Annotated in this window: 22 protein-coding genes; 18 read left to right on the top strand and 4 right to left on the bottom strand. The window is 42.5% G+C overall.

The window, feature by feature from the left end; all coding sequences use genetic code 11:
* The first annotated feature begins 25 nt into the window (after positions 1 to 25).
* The 6 genes from buk to NSS80_RS12105 all read left to right on the top strand — a co-directional run bounded on the left by buk (position 26) and on the right by NSS80_RS12105 (position 6,208).
* Positions 26 to 1,153 carry a butyrate kinase gene (buk, locus tag NSS80_RS12130; RefSeq protein ID WP_252049568.1) on the top strand — a complete coding sequence of 376 codons (1,128 nt, stop codon included), beginning with the start codon at positions 26 to 28 and terminating at the stop codon, positions 1,151 to 1,153.
* Positions 1,143 to 2,567 (top strand): dihydrolipoyl dehydrogenase, encoded by a 1,425-nt coding sequence (gene lpdA, locus NSS80_RS12125; protein WP_317221943.1) that lies wholly within the window; start codon positions 1,143 to 1,145, stop codon positions 2,565 to 2,567. Before buk ends, lpdA begins: the two co-directional genes overlap by 11 nt.
* Positions 2,568 to 2,584: 17 nt before the next feature.
* Positions 2,585 to 3,577, top strand: a complete 993-nt coding sequence (locus tag NSS80_RS12120) for a thiamine pyrophosphate-dependent dehydrogenase E1 component subunit alpha (RefSeq protein ID WP_034280276.1) — start codon at positions 2,585 to 2,587, stop codon at positions 3,575 to 3,577.
* 12 nt (positions 3,578 to 3,589) lie between these two features.
* Positions 3,590 to 4,573 (top strand): alpha-ketoacid dehydrogenase subunit beta, encoded by a 984-nt coding sequence (locus NSS80_RS12115; protein ID WP_024422925.1) that lies wholly within the window; start codon positions 3,590 to 3,592, stop codon positions 4,571 to 4,573.
* Positions 4,574 to 4,592: 19 nt separating this feature from the next.
* Positions 4,593 to 5,849: a dihydrolipoamide acetyltransferase family protein gene (locus tag NSS80_RS12110; RefSeq protein WP_217008807.1), complete on the top strand. Its 1,257-nt coding sequence runs from the start codon at positions 4,593 to 4,595 to the stop codon at positions 5,847 to 5,849.
* Between the two features lie 65 nt (positions 5,850 to 5,914).
* Positions 5,915 to 6,208, top strand: a complete 294-nt coding sequence (locus NSS80_RS12105; RefSeq protein WP_024428019.1) for a YesK-like family protein — start codon at positions 5,915 to 5,917, stop codon at positions 6,206 to 6,208.
* Between the two features lie 14 nt (positions 6,209 to 6,222).
* On the opposite strand, the gene NSS80_RS12100 is transcribed toward NSS80_RS12105, so the two are convergent.
* Entirely contained in the window at positions 6,223 to 7,116 is an 894-nt protein-coding gene (locus NSS80_RS12100) for a YegS/Rv2252/BmrU family lipid kinase (RefSeq protein ID WP_217008808.1), read from the bottom strand.
* A gap of 169 nt (positions 7,117 to 7,285) precedes the next feature.
* Between NSS80_RS12100 and NSS80_RS12095 the strand changes: the two genes are divergently transcribed.
* The 6 genes from NSS80_RS12095 (at position 7,286) to NSS80_RS12070 (ending at position 11,805) form a co-directional block, all read left to right on the top strand.
* A complete protein-coding gene (locus tag NSS80_RS12095; protein WP_024428021.1) occupies positions 7,286 to 7,723 on the top strand; it encodes a BrxA/BrxB family bacilliredoxin in 438 nt (145 codons plus the stop codon).
* Positions 7,724 to 7,918: 195 nt separating this feature from the next.
* Positions 7,919 to 8,683: a transporter substrate-binding domain-containing protein gene (locus NSS80_RS12090; protein WP_024422920.1), complete on the top strand. Its 765-nt coding sequence runs from the start codon at positions 7,919 to 7,921 to the stop codon at positions 8,681 to 8,683.
* 114 nt (positions 8,684 to 8,797) lie between these two features.
* On the top strand, positions 8,798 to 9,454 hold the full coding sequence (locus NSS80_RS12085) for an amino acid ABC transporter permease (protein WP_024422919.1): 657 nt from the start codon (positions 8,798 to 8,800) through the stop codon (positions 9,452 to 9,454).
* The gene (locus NSS80_RS12080; RefSeq protein WP_224426716.1) at positions 9,447 to 10,169 is read left to right on the top strand and encodes an amino acid ABC transporter ATP-binding protein; all 723 of its coding nucleotides are present in this window, start codon (positions 9,447 to 9,449) and stop codon (positions 10,167 to 10,169) included. Before NSS80_RS12085 ends, NSS80_RS12080 begins: the two co-directional genes overlap by 8 nt.
* A 120-nt stretch (positions 10,170 to 10,289) precedes the next feature.
* Entirely contained in the window at positions 10,290 to 11,243 is a 954-nt protein-coding gene (locus NSS80_RS12075) for an aromatic acid exporter family protein (protein WP_075623462.1), read from the top strand.
* Positions 11,244 to 11,295: 52 nt separating this feature from the next.
* Positions 11,296 to 11,805 (top strand): L,D-transpeptidase, encoded by a 510-nt coding sequence (locus NSS80_RS12070; RefSeq protein ID WP_224426715.1) that lies wholly within the window; start codon positions 11,296 to 11,298, stop codon positions 11,803 to 11,805.
* A 38-nt stretch (positions 11,806 to 11,843) separates the two neighbouring features.
* Here the strand turns inward: NSS80_RS12070 and prli42 are convergent, their stop codons facing one another.
* The gene (gene prli42, locus NSS80_RS12065; protein WP_149126490.1) at positions 11,844 to 11,936 is read right to left on the bottom strand and encodes a stressosome-associated protein Prli42; all 93 of its coding nucleotides are present in this window, start codon (positions 11,934 to 11,936) and stop codon (positions 11,844 to 11,846) included.
* 101 nt (positions 11,937 to 12,037) lie between these two features.
* Between prli42 and mce the strand changes: the two genes are divergently transcribed.
* The 4 genes from mce to NSS80_RS12045 are packed head-to-tail and all read left to right on the top strand — an operon-like array spanning position 12,038 to position 15,533.
* Positions 12,038 to 12,460 (top strand): methylmalonyl-CoA epimerase, encoded by a 423-nt coding sequence (mce, locus tag NSS80_RS12060; protein WP_197172679.1) that lies wholly within the window; start codon positions 12,038 to 12,040, stop codon positions 12,458 to 12,460.
* Positions 12,453 to 13,916 (top strand): acyl-CoA carboxylase subunit beta, encoded by a 1,464-nt coding sequence (locus tag NSS80_RS12055; RefSeq protein WP_317221944.1) that lies wholly within the window; start codon positions 12,453 to 12,455, stop codon positions 13,914 to 13,916. The genes mce and NSS80_RS12055 overlap by 8 nt, the downstream gene beginning before the upstream one ends.
* Positions 13,917 to 13,932: 16 nt before the next feature.
* Positions 13,933 to 15,054: a tripeptidase T gene (locus tag NSS80_RS12050; RefSeq protein WP_041117918.1), complete on the top strand. Its 1,122-nt coding sequence runs from the start codon at positions 13,933 to 13,935 to the stop codon at positions 15,052 to 15,054.
* Positions 15,055 to 15,068: 14 nt separating this feature from the next.
* Complete coding sequence (locus NSS80_RS12045) at positions 15,069 to 15,533, top strand: chemotaxis protein CheW (RefSeq protein WP_024422912.1); 465 nt, start codon at positions 15,069 to 15,071, stop codon at positions 15,531 to 15,533.
* 241 nt (positions 15,534 to 15,774) lie between these two features.
* On the opposite strand, the gene NSS80_RS12040 is transcribed toward NSS80_RS12045, so the two are convergent.
* Positions 15,775 to 16,554: a membrane protein insertase YidC gene (locus tag NSS80_RS12040; protein WP_229137119.1), complete on the bottom strand. Its 780-nt coding sequence runs from the start codon at positions 16,552 to 16,554 to the stop codon at positions 15,775 to 15,777.
* A 66-nt stretch (positions 16,555 to 16,620) separates the two neighbouring features.
* On the bottom strand, positions 16,621 to 16,902 hold the full coding sequence (locus NSS80_RS12035; protein ID WP_024422910.1) for a hypothetical protein: 282 nt from the start codon (positions 16,900 to 16,902) through the stop codon (positions 16,621 to 16,623).
* 180 nt (positions 16,903 to 17,082) lie between these two features.
* Here NSS80_RS12035 and NSS80_RS12030 point away from each other — a divergent pair, with 180 nt between their 5' ends.
* The gene (locus tag NSS80_RS12030; RefSeq protein WP_034280773.1) at positions 17,083 to 18,075 is read left to right on the top strand and encodes a carbon-nitrogen hydrolase family protein; all 993 of its coding nucleotides are present in this window, start codon (positions 17,083 to 17,085) and stop codon (positions 18,073 to 18,075) included.
* Between the two features lie 296 nt (positions 18,076 to 18,371).
* Positions 18,372 to 19,616, top strand: coding sequence for a DNA polymerase IV (locus NSS80_RS12025; RefSeq protein WP_034280775.1), 1,245 nt, complete (start codon positions 18,372 to 18,374; stop codon positions 19,614 to 19,616).
* Positions 19,617 to 19,681 lie beyond the last annotated feature (65 nt).

The raw sequence follows: 19,681 nt of genomic DNA, 5'->3' as shown, positions 1-19,681 counted from the left end.
TGAAGAATGAGTTGAAACGGAGGTTTTGTTTTTGCTGACAAATGAATGGCGTATTCTCACGATTAATCCTGGCTCTACTTCAACAAAAATCGGTGTGTTTCATAATGAACGTTCTATTTTTGAAACGACACTAAGACATACAGATGAAGAATTAAAGCAGTTTCCTCATATCATTGATCAATTTTCATTCCGTAAAGAAACCATTTTGAAAACACTGCATGAACAGGGGATGAACATCTCAAAGTTTGATGCAGTTTGCGCGCGCGGCGGCCTCCTTCGTCCGATTGAAGGAGGCACATATGAAGTCAATGAGCAAATGGTGGAAGACCTAAAAGAAGGATATGCCGGCCAGCACGCATCCAATCTCGGTGGAATCATCGCGAGGGAAATTGCACTTGGCCTGAATATCCCAGCCTTTATTGTCGATCCAGTTGTAGTGGATGAACTAAAGCCAATTGCTCGTATTTCAGGGCTGCCAACGATTGAAAGAAAAAGCATCTTTCATGCATTAAATCAAAAAGCAGTCGCAAGAAAAACAGCGGCTTCTTTTGGAAAAAGTTACAAAGATTTGAACATGATTATTACTCATATGGGCGGCGGTATCACCATTGGTGTTCATGAAAAAGGAAAAGTCATCGATGTGAATAACGGTCTGCATGGCGAAGGTCCTTTCAGCCCAGAGCGTGCGGGAACCCTGCCGACAGGTGATCTTGTGAATCTTTGTTTTTCGGGGGAGTATACCCAAGAAGAAATGCTCAAACGCATTATTGGTGAAGGCGGGCTTGCGGGCTATCTTGGCACGACAGACGCTGTGAAAGTGGAACGCATGATTGAAGCGGGTGATGAGCGGGCAGCGCTCATTTATGAAGCAATGTGCTATCAGATTGCCAAGGAAATCGGTGCGGCTAGCGCTGTCTTAAAAGGAGCAGTTGACGTCATTGTATTAACAGGCGGCCTTGCGTACAGCAAACAAATTACGTCAAGTATTCGCGGCTATATTGACTGGATTTCAGATGTTGTCGTGTTTCCAGGTGAAAATGAGCTGCAATCGTTAGCAGAAGGTGCGCTTCGTATTTTAAAAGAAGAAGAATCACCGAAAGAATACCCAAATGATCAACAGGAAAAGAAAGGAGTGACAAGTCATGGCAACTGAATATGACCTCGTCATTCTTGGTGGAGGCACAGGCGGCTATGTAGCGGCCATCCGTGCCTCACAGCTTGGATTGAAAACAGCAGTTGTAGAAAAAGAAAAGCTCGGCGGAACATGTCTTCATAAAGGCTGCATCCCGTCTAAAGCGCTGCTCAGAAGTGCAGAAGTTTATCAAACCGTCAAACGCGCAGCTGATTTTGGTGTTGAGGCAGGCGGCGTTGCCTTGCAATTTGCCAATGTGCAGAAAAGAAAAACAGAGATCGTCGAAAAACTAGCAGGCGGCGTCAAACATTTAATGAAACAAGGAAAAATTGATGTATATGAAGGGATCGGCCGTATTCTTGGCCCATCTATCTTTTCGCCAATGCCAGGAACCATCTCCGTAGAAATGGCAAATGGAGAGGAAAATGAAATGCTCATTCCAAAGCAGGTTATCATCGCGACAGGATCAAGACCGCGTGTGCTGCCAGGGCTTGAAGCAGATGGAACACACATCCTCACTTCAGATGATGCACTTGAACTGCCAGAGCTTCCGCAGTCGATGCTGATTGTGGGGGGCGGAGTGATCGGAATCGAGTGGGCGTCTATGCTCAATGATTTTGGTGTGAACGTCACTGTGATTGAGTTTGCAGACCGCATTTTGCCTACAGAGGATCATGACATTTCTAAAGAAATGGAAAAACTGTTATCTAAAAAAGGCATCACTTTTGTGACAAATGCGAAGGTACTGCCAGATAGCGTAGAAAAGCAGGAAAATCTCGTGACAATTCAAGCGGAAAAGGATGGAGACATTCAGACGTTTGAAGCGGAAAAACTCCTTCTTTCAGTCGGCAGAGTACCTAATATCGAAGGCATAGGTCTTGAAAACACGGACATCCAAACCGAAAAACAAGGCATTGTCGTGAATGAACATTATCAAACGAAAGAATCGCATATTTACGCAATAGGAGATGTCATTGGCGGACTTCAGCTGGCACATGTCGCTTCTCACGAAGGTATGATTGCTGTAGAACATATGGCTGGGAAAGATCCAAAGCCGCTCGATGAAACGCTCGTATCTAAATGTGTTTACTCTCACCCAGAAACCGCTAGTGTTGGACTCACTGAACAGGCGGCAAAAGAGCAGGGCTTTGAAGTCAAAATAGGGAAATTTCCATTTATGGCGATTGGAAAAGCGCTTGTGTACGGGGAGTCTGATGGATTCGTCAAAATCATTGCCGATCAAAAGACAGATGATATTTTAGGAATTCATATGATTGGTCCTCATGTAACAGATATGATATCTGAAGCTGGATTAGCCAAAGTACTTGATGCAACCCCGTGGGAAGTGGGGCAGACGATACACCCGCATCCGACTTTATCAGAGGCGATTGGCGAGGCAGCCCTTGCTGTTGACGGGAAGGCGATCCATTTTTAATCAAGGAGGGAAACATGATGAGTAACATGCGTCATCAGGAATTAGGATTATCAGATGAACAAGCAATTGATATATACAGAACAATGCTTCTAGCAAGAAAAATCGATGAACGGATGTGGCTTTTAAACCGTTCCGGGAAAATTCCATTCGTCATTTCTTGTCAAGGGCAGGAAGCGCAGCAAGTCGGCGCTGCATTTGCTCTTAATAGAGAAGAAGATTACGTCTTACCTTACTATCGTGATATGGGGGTTGTCCTTGCTTTTGGGATGACAGCAAAAGATTTAATGATGTCTGGTTTCGCAAAACAAGACGATCCAAACTCAGGCGGAAGACAAATGCCAGGGCATTTTGGGCAAAGAGCAAATCGAATTGTGACTGGGTCGTCACCTGTCACAACGCAGGTTCCTCACGCGGTGGGAATTGCCCTTGCTGGACGATTAGAGCAGAAAAACTTTGTCAGCTTTGTCACGTTCGGTGAAGGCTCATCAAACCAAGGTGATTTCCATGAAGGCGCAAACTTTGCTGCTGTGCATAAACTGCCTGTTATTTTCATGTGTGAAAACAATAAGTATGCGATTTCCGTGCCATATGACAAACAAGTAGCCTGTGAACGCATTTCAGATCGTGCGGTTGGATATGGGATGCCTGGCGTAACTGTTGATGGAAATGATCCGCTTGAAGTATATGCCGCTGTCAAAGAAGCGAGAGACCGTGCGGCTAGAGGTGAAGGTCCGACATTGATTGAAACAATCTCTTACCGTTTAACTGCGCATTCAAGTGATGACGATGATTCAAGCTATCGAGAAAAAGAAGAAGTGCTCGAAGCAAGAAAGAAAGATCCGCTCATCCAATATGAAACGTATTTAATCGAAGGAAAGGTCATGACTTCTGAAATGAAAGAAGAGATGACAAAAGAAATTATGCAAATCGTAAACGAAGCTACTGATGAAGCGGAAAACGCAGCTTATGCTGAGGCAGAAAGCGCACTTCGTTACGTGTATGCGGAGTAAGGGGGAAGAAAAATGCCTGTTATGTCATATATAGACGCCATTACACTGGCGATGAAAGAAGAAATGGAGCGAGATCCGAAAGTGTTTGTGCTCGGAGAGGATGTCGGGAAAAAAGGCGGCGTATTTAAAGCGACAGCGGGTCTTTACGAGCAATTTGGAGAAGCGCGCGTCATGGATACACCTCTTGCAGAATCAGCCATTGCGGGTGTAGGTATTGGGGCAGCGATGTATGGAATGCGCCCAATTGCAGAAATGCAATTTGCGGATTTCATTATGCCTGCAATCAACCAAATCATTTCAGAGGCTGCAAAAATTAGATACCGTTCAAATAATGATTGGAGCTGTCCAATGGTCATCCGCGCACCTTATGGGGGCGGAGTACACGGGGCGCTTTATCATTCACAATCGGTCGAAGCCATTTTTGCTAACCAGCCTGGTTTGAAGATTGTGATGCCTTCTACACCTTATGATGTCAAAGGTCTTCTAAAGGCTGCAGTGCGTGATCCAGATCCTGTATTGTTCTTTGAACATAAACGTGCATACCGCCTGATTAAAGGAGAAGTGCCTGAAGAGGATTACACTCTTCCGATTGGAAAAGCAGATGTGAAACGTGAAGGCGATGATATCACGGTCATTACATATGGCCTTTGTGTCCATTTTGCGCTGCAAGCAGCAGACCGCCTTGCAAAAGACGGCATTTCCGCTCATATTCTCGATTTGAGAACAGTGTACCCGCTTGATCAGGAAGCGATTATAGAAGCGGCTTCTAAAACAGGGAAAGTGCTTCTGTTAACGGAAGATACAAAAGAAGGCAGCATCATGAGTGAGGTTGCGGCGATCATTTCGGAGCATTGCTTATTTGATTTAGACGCACCAATCAAACGCCTGGCAGGACCAGATATTCCGGCAATGCCTTATGCGCCGACAATGGAGAAATTCTTCATGGTCAACCCGGATAAGGTAGAAGCTGAAATGAGAGAGCTGGCGGCGTTTTAAGAAAGAGGAGGGTTTCAAAGTGGCAATTGAACAAATGAAAATGCCTCAGCTAGGTGAAAGTGTAACAGAAGGAACCATTAGCAAATGGCTCGTTTCACCTGGCGATCATGTGAATAAATACGATCCGATTGCGGAAGTCATGACGGATAAAGTGAACGCAGAAGTCCCGTCATCTTTTACAGGAACGATTACAAAGCTATCGGCTGAGGAAGGCGAAACGCTGCAAGTAGGAGAAGTGTTCTGTGAAATTGAAGTCGAAGGAAGCGAGCAGCAGAGCGTGAAAGAAGAAGAAGCACCTGAGCAAAGTGAATCGCCTGAAGCAGATCAAACAAATGAGAATCAAAGTCAAAAGAAACGTTATTCTCCAGCCGTTCTTCGTTTAGCAGATGAGCATGGCATTGATTTAGCGGCTGTTCAAGGTACGGGAGCAGGCGGGCGAATTACTAGAAAAGATTTGCTACAGCTTATTGAAAACGGCGGCGTCAAAGAGAAGACAGCACCTGTCAATGAACGTGCCGTTCAACCGGAGCCTGCGCAGTCATCTAAAGCAAAAGCGGCGCCTGCTGTCCCTTCTATGCCTGGTGATGTTGAGCTGCCAGTCACGCCGATCCGTCAGGCAATTGCCGCCAATATGCTGAGAAGCAAACATGAAATTCCGCATGCATGGACAATGATGGAAGTCGATGTGACAAATCTAGTGACAAGAAGAAATCAGCTGAAGGATCAGTTTAAAGCAAAAGAAGGCTTTAACTTGACGTTCTTTGCGTTCTTTGTCAAAGCAGTGGCTCAGGCCTTAAAGGAATTCCCTGAAATGAACAGTATGTGGGCCGGAGATAAGATTGTGCAGAAGAAAGCAATCAATGTTTCGATTGCTGTCGCTACAGATGACGCGCTTTTTGTTCCAGTCATTAAGGATGCGGATGAAAAGACCATTAAGGGCATTGCCAAAGAAATTCATGAGCTTGCGTTTAAGGTGAGACAAGGAACGCTCAAGCAAAGTGATATGGAAGGCGGTACTTTCACTGTCAACAACACGGGATCATTTGGTTCGGTACAATCTATGGGAATCATTAATTATCCGCAAGCGGCGATTTTACAAGTAGAATCGATCGTGAAGCGTCCAATGATCGTAAACGGAATGATTGCGGCAAGAGACATGGTCAATCTTTGTCTCTCATTAGATCACAGAGTACTAGATGGTCTTGTATGCGGTAGATTTCTTCAACGAATTAAACAAATCCTTGAAGGTATCGACGAGCAGACATCTGTTTATTAAAACATTATTTTCCCCCTCCCGGCATGAGAGGGGGATTTCCACATCTAGGAGAAAGGAGCGATGATATGTCTGGACTAGATTTTTTTGCTTTTCTCACGATTGGTCTCATGTTTATCACAGCGATTGCCTTCGCTTTTCTGCGGTACATTTCTAAATCGCGCAATCATCCTGAACGATTACTGCTTATCATATCGATCGTTTCAATTATTCAAATCGTGTACTGTCTGCTGATTGTCGGCGGGTTTAAAGGAGCAGCCAATAGCTTTTTAGGAATATCACTTCTCGCCGGGACGCTGCTCGGATATGCACTTGAATATTTATACAGACGCTATATCAAAAAAACGCCCGAATCAAAATGATATCGGGCGTTTTTTTATTCTGCTGGAACAATAAAGGTCAAATGGTGTTTTAACACTTCTAAAGAAGAGGGAGCCGTCATATAAACCTCACCATCCGTATCAGCATCCATTTCCTCTTTTGTGTGGATACGAATACTGGACGCTTGAATGAGAGACAGATCGCCGGTGAAATCCTCCAGCTCTTCCCGGTTCATTGAGAAGATTTCTTTTAAAGCAGAGAAACTCGTATTTCTGCAAATTAAGATTTCAGCTTTTCCATCATCAATGGCTGCATGAGGCAAATCAATTTTATTTGTACCGATAAAATGTCCATTCATGACAAGAACGATGACAGCTTCCTCTACCCAGCTTTCCTCTTCGGTCTCAATGCGTACGTGAAAAGGATCTGTTTGCTGCAGGGTGCGCAGGGCACTTGTGAAGTAGCTGATTTTGCCAAGTACGGCTTTTTCCTTGTCATTAATATTGTTGGACGTGTCTGCGATCAGCCCAATTCCCCAAAAGTTTAACACGTATCGATCTTCTGCTTTGATTAAGTCGACCTTTTTCTCTTTGCCGTCTACAATCATTTGAGCGGCTTTTTGCATTTGTTGAGGAATACCTAGTGTTCTAGAAAAATCATTGCATGTCCCGCCTGGTAATATCGCTACAGCGGGCCTTTTTTCTAAGCCGCCAATACCGTTCATACATTCATGCACGGTACCATCTCCGCCTAATATGATGAGCAATTCCACCGTCTCATCAATATGACGGCAGAAATCATAAGCATCATTTGGCTGTTTTGTTGGTTTCAAAATGAGTTCATCAATATGTAGTGAAAGAAGAGGCACTGTTTGACCGAGTGTTTTTTCCATGTTTTTTTGTCCAGCATTTCCATTATAAATGAGCATCGCTTTTTTGAATTGTGCCATCACGCAGTTCTCCCTTTCATCTCTTTATCATCACTTTTCCCCAATTTGACAGCTCATAAACGAGGTTCGGAAAAAGAGGCGGCGGATAAGACAACACATTTGCCCGCAGGCGTTTTCCTTGATATGATGGAGTTAAAATGGTTATGGTACGCAAAAGGAGTGGACGGACATGAATATTGATTTTAATTTATTTATGAATGATATTGTAAAACAAGCGAGAGAAGAAATTAAGCAGGCAGGCTACACTGAGCTCACGTCAGCTGAAGAAGTAGACGAAGCACTGACTAAAAAAGGGACGGCACTTGTCATGGTGAATTCAGTATGCGGCTGTGCAGGCGGTATTGCAAGACCAGCTGCCGGCTATTCTGTTCATTACGATAAGCGTCCAGATCAATTGCTGACAGTGTTTGCTGGGCAGGACAAAGAGGCAACAGCAAGAGCTCGTGAATACTTTGAAGGCTTCCCGCCATCTTCACCATCCTTTGCTTTATTAAAAGATGGAAAAATTATCAAAATGGTCGAGCGTCATGAAATTGAAGGGCATGAGCCAATGGAAGTCGTGTCAAAACTACAAGCCGCTTTTGATGAGCATTGCGAAGAAATCTAACATATGACGTTTGAATGAATAAATATAAAGCAGTCCGGTCTTTAGATCGGTCTGCTTTTTGTTTTATAAGACAATAGAATCAAAATAATTTTAGCAAAATACTATTGCATCTTAAAAAGAAAGTGTTTAAAATACATTATAGTGAATAAATATTCAAATCAATACATGATTTTAAATACTGGGAGGCATCATCATATGAAAAAGTGGTTATTATTACTTATGACAGCTGGTCTTGCAGCTGCACTCGCGGCATGCGGAACTTCTTCTAATAATTCAAACGCATCAGGAGATGACAAGACACTCGTGATGGCGACATCAGCAGATTATCCGCCATTTGAATCAAAAGACGGAGATAAAATTGTCGGTTTTGATGTAGATCTTGCAACAGCACTAGCGAAAAAGAACGGCTACAAGCTAGAAATTCAAGATATGGACTTTGCTAGCCTTGTATCAGCCCTCAAAACAAACAAAGCTGATATTGTCCTTGCAGGAATGACACCTACAGAAAAACGTAAAAAGCAAGTTGATTTCTCTGATGTTTATTACAATGCTAAAAACTTGGTTGTATCAAAGAAATCTAGCGGTATTAAGGCAGAGAAAGATTTAAAAGACAAAACAGTCGGCGTTCAATTAGGTTCCATTCAACAGGATGAAGCAAATGGACTGCAAAAGAAATATAACCTAACAGTTGAAGACCGTAATAAAATTTCTGATATCATTCAAGAGATTAAAGCAGGCCGTTTTGATGCAGCAATTATTGAAGATAAAGTAGCTGCTGGTTACTTGAAAAAGGAAAAAGACTTCCAAGCATTTGGGTTGAACAGCTCAAACGAAGGTTCAGCCATTGCATTCAAGAAAAACAGCGACTTAACAGCGAAATTTAATAAATCATTAAAAGAAATGAAAGATAATGGCGAACTTGATAAATTAATTAAAAAATGGTTTGCTGATGAAAAGTAAGTCAGGAAAAGGATCAGCGTCATTCCAGAAAATCAAGTAGAAAAGCGCTGAAAAGTTCAACTCATGTTGAACTTTTTTCCTGTTTTGTATGAAGGCAGAAAAAAGGAGAATGTCATGTTTGATTTTAAAGATGTAATACCTCAGATGCCCTTTATTCTAGAAGGACTTAAGGTCACGCTTTCTATAGTAGTGGTATCCCTTTTACTTGGATTTATCTTAGGAATTTTATTAACGCTTTGTAAAATTAGTGTGTTTAAACCGCTCATTTGGCTTGCAGATTTTTATACGTCAATTTTCCGAGGCACACCGCTTGTGCTTCAATTGCTCATTATTTATTTTGGTCTGCCTCAGCTTCTTGGGTTTCAAATCGACCAATACTGGGCTGCTGTAGCGGCATTTTCACTCAACTCGGCGGCATACGTATCTGAAATTATTCGTGCGGGTATTAATGCCATTGATAAAGGTCAAAAAGAAGCAGCCGTTGCTTTAGGCATCCCTTATGCTAAAATGATGAAGGACTTATTGCTTCCGCAGGCGTTTAAAAATATTTCACCTGCACTTGTGAATGAGACGATTACACTGACAAAAGAATCAGCGATTGTAACAGTCATCGGACTGGGTGATGTCATGAGACGAGCCTATCAAGCAGGGGCCGTCACGTATAATTATCTTGAACCGCTTATTTTTGCGGGTCTTATCTATTATGTCATCGTGCTTGTTCTCACCTTTGTCGGCAAATCGGTGGAAAGGAAGTTAAAATCAAATGATTAAAATAGAGAAACTCACAAAATCTTTTGGTAAAAACGAAGTTTTAAAGGGGATCGACACCACCATTAAAGAAGGGGAAGTTGTTGCGGTTATTGGACCATCTGGTTCAGGAAAATCGACGTTCCTCCGCTGCATGAATTTACTTGAAAAGCCGACTTCTGGTGTCATTACGATTAAGGACACCGAAATCACCAATCCAAAAACGAATGCACTAAAAGTGCGTGAGAACATCGGAATGGTGTTTCAGCATTTCCATCTCTTCCCGCATAAAACGGTGCTGGAAAATATCACGTATGCGCCAATGAATGTGAAGAATCAATCGAAGGAAGACAGCATCAAACAAGCTGAAGACCTGCTCAAAAAGGTAGGGCTTTTAGAGAAAAAAGATGATTTCCCGAACCGTCTGTCAGGCGGTCAAAAGCAGCGTGTAGCGATTGCGCGTGCGCTTGCGATGACACCAGACATTATGCTGTTTGACGAACCAACGTCTGCTCTAGATCCAGAAATGGTCAAGGAAGTATTAGAGGTCATGAAAGAGCTGGCTCAATCTGGAATGACACTTGTCATCGTCACACATGAAATGGGCTTTGCAAAAGAAGTGGCTGACCGCGTGATCTTTATGAATGATGGGAAAATTGTAGAGGATGCAAACCCTGTGCAATTTTTTGAATCACCGTCTTCACAGCGCGCAAAAGACTTTTTACAAAAAATATTATAAAGAAATAAGAGAAGGAGACTTAACATCTCCTTCTTTTTTTGATTATAATGGGGAAAGTAAAAAAAGTTCATCATTTCACAAAAGTGAATGGAAACAAGACAGAAAAGAGTGAATCACATCATGTTTAAAATCGGCTACCGAACGCTGAAAACAGCATTAGGAACAGCGATCGCTATTTATATTGCACAATTGCTTGGCTTGCAAAATTATTCAGCTGCCGGGATTATTACGATCCTGTGTATTCAGGTGACAAAGAAAAGATCCCTCTTAGCATCGGGAGCCCGCTTTGCAGCATGCAGTCTTGCTATTTTATTTTCTTATTTATTTTTCGATCTGATTGGGTATCATCCTTTTGTGATCGGTTTGATGCTGCTTGTCTTTATTCCGACAACGGTTTTGCTTCGAATTAAAGAAGGGATTGTCACAAGTTCAGTCATCATTCTCCATTTATACATGTCTGGCGGGATTACCCTGCACCTCATCTGGAATGAACTGCTGCTGATTACCATTGGTGTTGGGGTAGCGCTGATTATGAACCTCTATATGCCAAGTGTTGATAAAAAACTTAAACGCTACAGCGAACAGATTGAAGCCAACTTTGCTAAAATCTTTGAGGAAATCGAGCAATACTTAATGACAGGGAAACAAGACTGGACAGGAAAAGAAATACCAGAGACACATCAATTGATCAAAGAAGCGAAAGCTCTTGCATATCGTGATGTTGAAAACCATGTATTAAGACATGAAAACCTATATTACCATTATTTCAACATGAGACAAAAGCAATTTGAAATCATTGAGCGTGTGCTGCCCAAAATTACGTCGATTTCCGTCACAACGGAGCATGGACAAATCATTGCAGAATACATTAGAGACTTACGCGAACATATTCACCCAGGGAACACAGCGCATAAGTTTTTAAGACGTCTCATTGATATGAAAGAAGAGTTCGAGGCACTTCCGCTCCCGCAAACAAGAGAAGAATTTGAGGCAAGAGCGGCACTCTTTCATTTCCTTGGTGAAATGGAACAATATTTAGTACTGAAAAGCTATTTTAAAGGGATGAAAGAATAGAGACGCATGAGTTCCTCCTTCATTGGTCAATCTAATGAAAAAGGAGGAGCCTATGCGTCTTTTATTTTATACCGTACTGACCATGTCCCTTTCACCTATCTGGCCGCTTGGACAAAACCCGCTTCCAGGTGACCCGTTTGTCATTATTAATAAACAAACGAATGAACTTGCCTTTATTGATCAAGGGAAAATTCAAAAAGTATATCCTGCTTCAACAGGAAAAACAACCGATTTAACGCCAGAAGGTGAATTTACGATTATGATCAAAGCGAAAGATCCCTATTATAGAAGAAAGAATATTGAAGGGGGTGCAAAGAATAACCCTCTTGGGCGAAGATGGATTGGATTTGATGCACGAGGAACAGATGGCAGAACCTACGGAATTCACGGAACGAGTGACGAAACATCGATTGGGAAATTTATCACAGCAGGCTGTGTGAGACTTCATAATCAAGATGTAGAGCTTTTGTTTGATCAGCTTCCAATTGGCACCAAGGTATGGATTACAAAATCAAGTGCTTCCTTTGAAAAGCTTGCCAAAGACAAACAGGCCATTCGTTGATATCGCGAATAACCTGTTTGTCTGCTTTTATTCAAACCTTATAAAAAGGCTGCTGCTCCTGCTAAAAGTGAAGAAACTAACAGCAGGCTAATCATAAGCAATACCATAAATTTCATGAATTTTTGAGACATATCGCACCCCTATAACCGAAGATTTTTGCGACAAGCGCACTTGTCCTTATTTTATCTGGTTTTTTCATATGCGACAAGTGATCAGCAAAGGAAGTGAACGGATGAATCAAATCGATCATATTGCCATTGCCGTCTTTTCTATTAAAGAAACATCTCAAACGCTTCATCAGCTATTTAACTGGCATTTTTCAGACATACAAGAGATTCCTGAGCAGGAGATTAAAGCGTCCTTCGCTTCACTTGATGATCTGCACATTGAATTAATTGAGCCCATCTCAGCCCGCAGTAAACTACATACCTTTTTAACAAAAAGAGGAGAGGGCCTTCATCATATTGCGTTAAAGTCAGATGACATTCAAACGGATCTTAGCCGTCTCGATCACCTTGGCGTGCAGCTTCTCCAAAAAACAGCACAGATGGGCGCCAGCGGAAAGCAGATTGCCTTTATTTCACCTAAAGAAACGTCAGGTGTGTTATTTGAATTGTGCGGGTCCTTGAAAGGAGAGAAATATTGCGATGAATGAATCGTTCAATGACTTGTCTGAATGGCGGAATAAAGCGTTAATGGGCGGCGGCGAAAAACGAGCAGCGGCTCACAGAAGCAAAGGAAAGCTGACGGTTCGAGAGCGGCTGCATGAACTTCTTGACGAGGGCAGCTTGATGGAAATTCAGTCATTTGCAACAGGCGGTCTGTCAGAGCATGTTGGTGACGGCGTCGTCATTGGAACGGGACTCATTCACGGTAAGCCTGTCTGTGTTTATGCACAAGATGCAACCGTATATGGGGGCTCATTAGGCGAAATGCATGCGAAAAAAATTGCCTCTTTAATGGATCTGGCAGCTAAAAATCAGATGCCGGTCATCGGTCTAAAAGACTCAGGTGGTGCGAGAATTCAAGAGGGTGTGGTATCATTAGAAGGATACGGACAGATTTTTAAACGGAATGTGCTGTACTCTGGTCGAATCCCGCAAATATCAGTTATTTTAGGTTCATGTGCTGGAGGTGCAGTTTATTCTCCTGCATTGACTGATTTTGTCTTTATGACAGAGCAAACAGCTCATATGTTTTTAACTGGTCCGAAAGTAATAGAAAAGGCAACAGGAGAAACGGTCTGTCCTGACCGTCTTGGCGGTGCAAGTGTTCAGCATCAGACGAGCGGGAATGTGCACTATACTGGGAAAGATGAGAAGGACGTGTTAGAAGCGGTTCGAACTCTTTTAACGTACATACAAACGAAACAGCAGGCTGTCACACGCGCTGGGACGCGAAAGCATGATACCGCCGATCCAGGCAGCATCTTGCCAAAGGATCCCTCACGAACTTATGATGTCAAACAAGTGGTGACAGCGATAACCGATCCAGACTCATTCTTTGAAACGCAGCCTTGTTTCTCAAAAAATATTGTCACAGGTTTTGCCAGATTACAAGGAGCCTCCATTGGTGTTGTTGCCAATCAGCCAAAGGTGCTGGCAGGCAGCCTTGATCTTGACGCTGCCGATAAAGCGGCCAGGTTTATTCGATTTTGCGATGCGTTTCATATTCCGATCTTAACCCTTGTGGACGTTCCTGGTTTTTTACCAGGAGAAAAAGCCGAGCATGCGGGAATTATCCGCCATGGGGCAAAGCTTTTATATGCGTACGCTGAAGCAACTGTTCCAAAAATCACTGTGATTTTAAGAAAGGCGTTTGGCGGTGCATATGTCGCGATGAATAGCAAGGGCTTAGGAGCTGACTTTGTTTATGCATGGCCAGAAGCCGAAATTGATGTCATGGGGAAAACGTTCGCAGACGAAATCGTTCATCCTGCTTCGCGCGAGACTGAGAACAAACCAAGTGTATGGAAAGCGGCTCAGGCAGGTCTGATAGACGATATTTTCATGCCGGCTGAAACGAGAGAGCGATTGATCCGCTCATTTGATGTGCTTCGCAGTAAGGAAGAAGATAGACCGTTAAAAAAGCATGGCAACATGCCGCTATAAGAGGAGGAGCATCATTATGATCAATGAAAAACGCTTACTAGATGAATTTTTAGAATTAGTTCAGATTGATTCAGAAACAAAACACGAAGAGAAAATTGTTGAAGTCCTAAAAGAAAAATTCTCGCAGCTTGGTCTAAAAGTGGTTGAAGACGATTCAAAAGCGGTAACAGGCCACGGCGCAGGCAACCTTGTCTGCACATTAGAAGGAAATCAAGAGGCAGATACGATTTATTTCACTTCTCATATGGATACAGTTGTACCGGGGAATGGCGTAAAACCAGTCATTGAGGACGGCTATGTGAAAACAGATGGAACAACGATTCTTGGCGCTGACGATAAAACAGGACTTGCTGCTATGTTTGAGGCGATCCGCGTGCTGAAAGAGAAAAATTTACCGCATGGAACAATTGAATTTGTGATCACAGCAGGTGAAGAATCAGGACTTGTTGGAGCAAAAGCGTTAGATCCGAATTTGATGACAGCGAAATACGGCTATGCCCTTGATTCAGATGGCAAGGTTGGTACGATTATCGTAGCTGCACCAACACAGGCGAAAGTACGCGCAACGATTTACGGAAAAACTGCTCACGCAGGTGTCGCGCCAGAAAAAGGTGTGTCTGCGATTACCATTGCATCAAAAGCAATTGCCAGCATGCCGCTTGGCCGGATTGATGAAGAAACAACGGCGAATATCGGCCGTTTTGAAGGCGGAACACAAACGAATATTGTGTGCGATCAAGTCGATATTTTGGCGGAAGCACGCTCTTTAGAACCAGCAAAAATGGAAGCTCAAGTAGCGAAGATGAAAGAAGCCTTTGAAAAAACCGCTAAAGAAATGGGCGGAAGTGCCGATGTACAAATTGACATCATGTATCCAGGCTTCAAATTCTCACACGGCGATCAAGTCGTAGAAGTGGCGAAAAAAGCGGCAGCAAAAATTGGCCGTCCTTCAGAACTGCAGACGAGCGGCGGAGGCAGTGATGCAAACGTCATTGCAGGCAACGGCGTCCCAACTGTCAACCTAGCTGTTGGATATGAAGATATTCATACGAAAAATGAGAAAATGCCGATTGAAGAATTAGTCAAAACAGCTGAAATGGTTCTCGCCATTATCGAAGAAACGACAAATCCATCGTAAAGGCAGGAGACTCTGTGAGCACGCAAAAGATTATTATTTTTCAGGTGGGGCAAGAGGAGTTTGGCATCAGTGTAGAGCATATTCGTTCGATTGAAAAGGTCCCTTACTTACAAGAGGTATCGAACCTTCCAAAAGAAATTAAAGGACTGATGTCATTAAGAGGAGAGGTCATTCCTGTCAGTGACACAGGCGTGATGCTTCACGGAAAGCCTCTTGATGTGAACGAGCAGTCCAAGGTGCTGCTATTTGAAGTAAACGATCAAATGATTGGCTGTCTTGTCTCAGATGCAAAAGATATCATTGATATCGAGCAAAGCGAGATCAAGCCATTTCATATGAACACGAAGGCCTCTGAATATTTCTTCGGCGTTGTGGAGAGAGAAAACAAAATGATTTTACAAGTGGACCCAAATAAGTTCCTTGGGAAAATTGAGGACCTCGATCAATTGCCAGACCGGTTGAAAGAAGAGTTGGCATAATGAAAAGCCCCTTATCTAAAGATAAGGGGCTTTTAGCGTGTAGGCAAACCCTCGCATTCGGTGTCAGGTCTGCGTGCCGGTGCTCACGAATGTCACATTCGCTCCGCTCCGGTACTCGTCCTTCCTAGAGCTGCAAAGGTTTTCTATCACGCTGAAAGAAGACAAATGGCTAAAATAAAAATCATTTTAGCCATTTGCCAACAATTTGAAAACCCCTTATCTAAAGATAAGGGGTTTATTTTTATTCAGCAGCTGGTTTGGCTTGTTCGTTAGCCGCAGCTTTCGTTTTTGATTTTTGGTACATGACATTTAAAATAATCGTTTGAATCGTGAGTAGTAGTCCGCTTGTCATCCAGTATAAAGGAAGAGCAGCGGGTGCATTAATTGAAAGAAACAGCATCATGATTGGGAAAATCATGCCCATTACTTTCGCTTGCTTCAGCGCAGCCTCTGTCTGGGTGCCTGATTGCTTCGCATATTTTTGTGTGACATAAAATTGCAAGAAATACATAGCCCCTGCAAAGACTGCCACCAATAAATCGGTTTGTCCCAAGTTAAACCATAAGAACGAATGAGTTGCGATCTCAGGTGTTGAGCGGATCGCTGAGTAAAAGCCAAGAACAATTGGAATTTGAATCAGCATAGGCAGACAGCCCATTGCCAGCGGGTTCACATTGTTCTCTTTATATACTTTCATCATTTCCATTTGCAGTTCTTTTTGTTTTTCAGGATCTTTTGTTTTCTTCAGTTTGCTTTGTATTTGGTCAATCTGAGGTTTCACCAGTGCCATTTTTTCCTGCATGACTCGTTGCTTCTTAAATTGGTTCGCAAAAAGCGGGAAAATCAGCAGGCGGACAATCAAGGTGACGAACATAATGGATAAACCATAATCATCATGGAAAAAGTTCGCAAGCCAAATGATCAGCTCAGAAAAAGGCTGAATAAAATAATGATGGAAAAACCCATCAGAGCTCGTATTCGTTTGCGCACTCGCTGCAAATGCAGGTGACGCAATCATCATCAAACATAAAGTCGTAAAAACAGTCAATAAACGTTTCAATTCGTTTCCTCCTCATGATTAAAAAATTTAATTAGTGAGAGGAAGCGAATGGTCTTCATCATCATTTGATGATCTTTTCATTCGAATGACTTTACTAATCCAAGTTGTAATGCGATCGTATATGATAAACAGAAAGTCTGTTCGATTCAAGCAAGATGCGTCCAACTCTTCCAAACGATGTCCACCAAGGTGTTCGTTCATACGGCAGTCTTTTAGTAAAAACGCAATGCCGATGGCCGTCAGCGCTGGAAGAATAATCGTAAAGAATTCAACAAGGAAAAAGACTTCATTGAATGTATCAATAATCATGATTATCACATCCATTTCATTACTCACAGTGTACTATACACATGGTTAAATGTCTAACACAACCACGTGTTTTCTCTATTAAATAAAATCCCTTATTTTGTATAAAATAGTAAATGTCATCCAAACTTCATATTTCCTATCCTATAATGAGGGGGATGAAAAGAAATGGAGGTTTTGAATATGACAAGTATTTACCCAAAGTTTCGAGCAGCTGCGGTACAAGCAGCACCTGTCTACTTAAATTTGGAAGCAACCGTTGAGAAATCATGTGAACTGATCGACGAGGCAGCTTCAAATGGTGCAAAGCTTGTGGCATTCCCAGAAGCATTTTTACCTGGTTATCCTTGGTTTGCTTTTATTGGTCATCCAGAATACACGAGAAAGTTCTATCATGAATTATATAAAAATGCAGTTGAAATCCCTAGCTTAGCCATTCAAAAAATCAGTGAGGCAGCAAAAAGAAATGAAACGTACGTTTGTATATCATGCAGTGAAAAAGATGGCGGCTCTCTCTATTTAGCTCAGCTTTGGTTTAATCCGAATGGGGATTTAATTGGAAAACACCGGAAAATGAGAGCTTCTGTAGCAGAAAGACTCATTTGGGGGGACGGAAGTGGAAGTATGATGCCGGTGTTTCAAACTGACATTGGAAACCTTGGCGGATTGATGTGCTGGGAGCATCAAGTTCCACTTGATCTTATGGCGATGAATGCCCAAAATGAGCAGGTACATGTAGCCTCTTGGCCAGGTTATTTTGACGATGAAATTTCAAGCAGATATTATGCCATCGCGACACAGACATTTGTGCTGATGACTTCATCTATATATACGGAAGAAATGAAAGAGATGATTTGCTTAACGCAGGAGCAAAGAGATTACTTTGAAACATTTAAGAGCGGGCATACGTGCATTTACGGGCCGGATGGGGAACCGATCAGTGATATGGTTCCAGCTGAAACAGAGGGAATTGCGTACGCTGAAATTGATGTAGAAAGAGTCATTGATTACAAGTTTTATATTGATCCGGCTGGACACTACTCCAATCAAAGTTTGAGTATGAATTTTAATCAACAGCCCACTCCGGTTGTGAAACAATTATATCCTCAAAAAAATGAAGTATTCACATATGAGGACATTCAATATCAACATGGTATACTTGAAGAAAAAGTGTAAATGAACGTGGAACCCAGCGCGCAGACAAACCCTCGCATTCGGTGTCAGTCCTGCGCTCCGATGCTCGTCCTTCCTAGGGCTGCCAGGTTTTTGATCACGCTGAAAAGAAGACAAAGGGCTAAAATCAAGATCATTTTAGCCCTTTGTCAACAATCTGGACCTTCTCTTTTTTAGAGAAGGTTTTTTTGAGGAAAGATGAAATAAATCAATGTATAATTGAGCATAAAAGAGATCCATCATGTTTGTTATATGAGGAAACAGCTGATCAAAATACAGGTAGACAAGAAAATGGGGTTATGCCAATGTCAAATATTATTTTTCATATAGACATGAATGCTTTTTATGCCAATGTAGAAATGGCGTATGATCCTTCTTTGCGGGGGAAACCTTTAGCCATCAGCGGAAATGCAAAAGAGCGTAAAGGGATTGTTGTGACTTGCAGCTACGAGGCAAGAGCACTAGGTGTGAAGCCCCCGATGCCCTTATGGGAGGCGAAGCGGCTATGTCCGGGACTCATTGTCCGCACACCGAACTTTGACCGATACCGCAGCTCTTCACAAGAGATGTTTACAATACTTAGAGAATACAGTGATTTAGTCGAACCTGTATCGATTGATGAGGGCTATATTGATTTAACGCATACACCATATGCCGAGCATGCGGTAAAAACGGCTCATGATATTCAAACAAGGCTTGTAGAGGAGCTGATGCTACCTTCAAGTATCGGCATTGCACCGAATAAATTTTTAGCGAAAATGGCGTCTAATTGGAAAAAGCCAATGGGCATCACCATATTGCGTAAACGAGATGTTCCGAACATGCTCTGGCCGCTCCCTGCTGGTGACATGCACGGGGTTGGACAAAAAACGGCAGATAAATTAAAGAAAATCGGAATTCATACTATTGAAGACTTAGCGAAAGCGAATGAGTATACGCTAAAAGAATTGCTTGGCATTAATGGACCGAGATTAAAGCAAAAGGCGAATGGTGAACATGACGGCATCGTGGATCCAGAAAGAATATACGAATTTAAATCCGTCGGCAATTCATCCACTCTGCCTCATGATTCGGATGATTCAGATGAACTTGTCACGTTAATTGATAAGCTGTCACAATCTGTGAGTGCAAGGTTAAGAAGAAAAGAAGTGATGGCGAATCGGCTGCTCATCATGATTCGGTATGCAAGCTGGAAAAATATCACGCGAAGTGTCATGCTTACGAATCCAACGGATCGAAAGGAAGATATATTTGAAGCGGCAAAGCAGTTATTCCTTAAACATTGGAATGACCAGCCAGTGAGGCTCTTAGGTGTGACGGGGACAGACCTTGTCGAACGAAAAGCAGCTGTTAAACAGCTTGATTTATTTTCATATACAGAAGATGCAAAAGAAGAGCCCCTCCAAACCATTTTAGATGGACTGAAAGAAAAATATGGAAAGTCATTGGTGCAAAGAGGGATCACCATTAAGGAAAAAGAGAGCAAAACAAGCGGGACAAGTTTTAATAAAGATTTTTTTCAGGACGAAAGAGGAAATGACTAGCCTGAAAACTTGATAAAAGAGGTGATGTTGTGGTAATTTCAAAGGGTACATCATTTCAGCAGTAA

It is taken from the genome of Bacillus sp. FSL M8-0350, from assembly GCF_038593345.1.
In the GTDB taxonomy this organism is placed as follows: domain Bacteria; phylum Bacillota; class Bacilli; order Bacillales; family Bacillaceae; genus Bacillus; species Bacillus safensis.
This window is presented reverse-complemented; position numbering and strand designations above follow the sequence as displayed.

What these genes read in the sequence shown, in the direction of transcription:
- NSS80_RS12070 (WP_224426715.1), top strand. Translation starts at nt 11,296, where the DNA reads ATGCGTCTTTTATTTTATACCGTACTGACCATGTCCCTTTCACCTATC.
- mce (WP_197172679.1), top strand. Translation starts at nt 12,038, where the DNA reads ATGAATCAAATCGATCATATTGCCATTGCCGTCTTTTCTATTAAAGAA.
- NSS80_RS12080 (WP_224426716.1), top strand. Translation starts at nt 9,447, where the DNA reads ATGATTAAAATAGAGAAACTCACAAAATCTTTTGGTAAAAACGAAGTT.
- NSS80_RS12120 (WP_034280276.1), top strand. Translation starts at nt 2,585, where the DNA reads ATGAGTAACATGCGTCATCAGGAATTAGGATTATCAGATGAACAAGCA.
- NSS80_RS12090 (WP_024422920.1), top strand. Translation starts at nt 7,919, where the DNA reads ATGAAAAAGTGGTTATTATTACTTATGACAGCTGGTCTTGCAGCTGCA.
- NSS80_RS12025 (WP_034280775.1), top strand. Translation starts at nt 18,372, where the DNA reads ATGCCAATGTCAAATATTATTTTTCATATAGACATGAATGCTTTTTAT.
- NSS80_RS12035 (WP_024422910.1), bottom strand. Translation starts at nt 16,902, where the DNA reads ATGATTATTGATACATTCAATGAAGTCTTTTTCCTTGTTGAATTCTTT.
- NSS80_RS12095 (WP_024428021.1), top strand. Translation starts at nt 7,286, where the DNA reads ATGAATATTGATTTTAATTTATTTATGAATGATATTGTAAAACAAGCG.
- NSS80_RS12075 (WP_075623462.1), top strand. Translation starts at nt 10,290, where the DNA reads ATGTTTAAAATCGGCTACCGAACGCTGAAAACAGCATTAGGAACAGCG.
- NSS80_RS12040 (WP_229137119.1), bottom strand. Translation starts at nt 16,554, where the DNA reads ATGATGATTGCGTCACCTGCATTTGCAGCGAGTGCGCAAACGAATACG.
- NSS80_RS12055 (WP_317221944.1), top strand. Translation starts at nt 12,453, where the DNA reads ATGAATGAATCGTTCAATGACTTGTCTGAATGGCGGAATAAAGCGTTA.
- prli42 (WP_149126490.1), bottom strand. Translation starts at nt 11,936, where the DNA reads ATGTCTCAAAAATTCATGAAATTTATGGTATTGCTTATGATTAGCCTG.
- NSS80_RS12100 (WP_217008808.1), bottom strand. Translation starts at nt 7,116, where the DNA reads ATGGCACAATTCAAAAAAGCGATGCTCATTTATAATGGAAATGCTGGA.
- NSS80_RS12050 (WP_041117918.1), top strand. Translation starts at nt 13,933, where the DNA reads ATGATCAATGAAAAACGCTTACTAGATGAATTTTTAGAATTAGTTCAG.
- NSS80_RS12105 (WP_024428019.1), top strand. Translation starts at nt 5,915, where the DNA reads ATGTCTGGACTAGATTTTTTTGCTTTTCTCACGATTGGTCTCATGTTT.
- NSS80_RS12115 (WP_024422925.1), top strand. Translation starts at nt 3,590, where the DNA reads ATGCCTGTTATGTCATATATAGACGCCATTACACTGGCGATGAAAGAA.
- lpdA (WP_317221943.1), top strand. Translation starts at nt 1,143, where the DNA reads ATGGCAACTGAATATGACCTCGTCATTCTTGGTGGAGGCACAGGCGGC.
- NSS80_RS12085 (WP_024422919.1), top strand. Translation starts at nt 8,798, where the DNA reads ATGTTTGATTTTAAAGATGTAATACCTCAGATGCCCTTTATTCTAGAA.
- NSS80_RS12030 (WP_034280773.1), top strand. Translation starts at nt 17,083, where the DNA reads ATGACAAGTATTTACCCAAAGTTTCGAGCAGCTGCGGTACAAGCAGCA.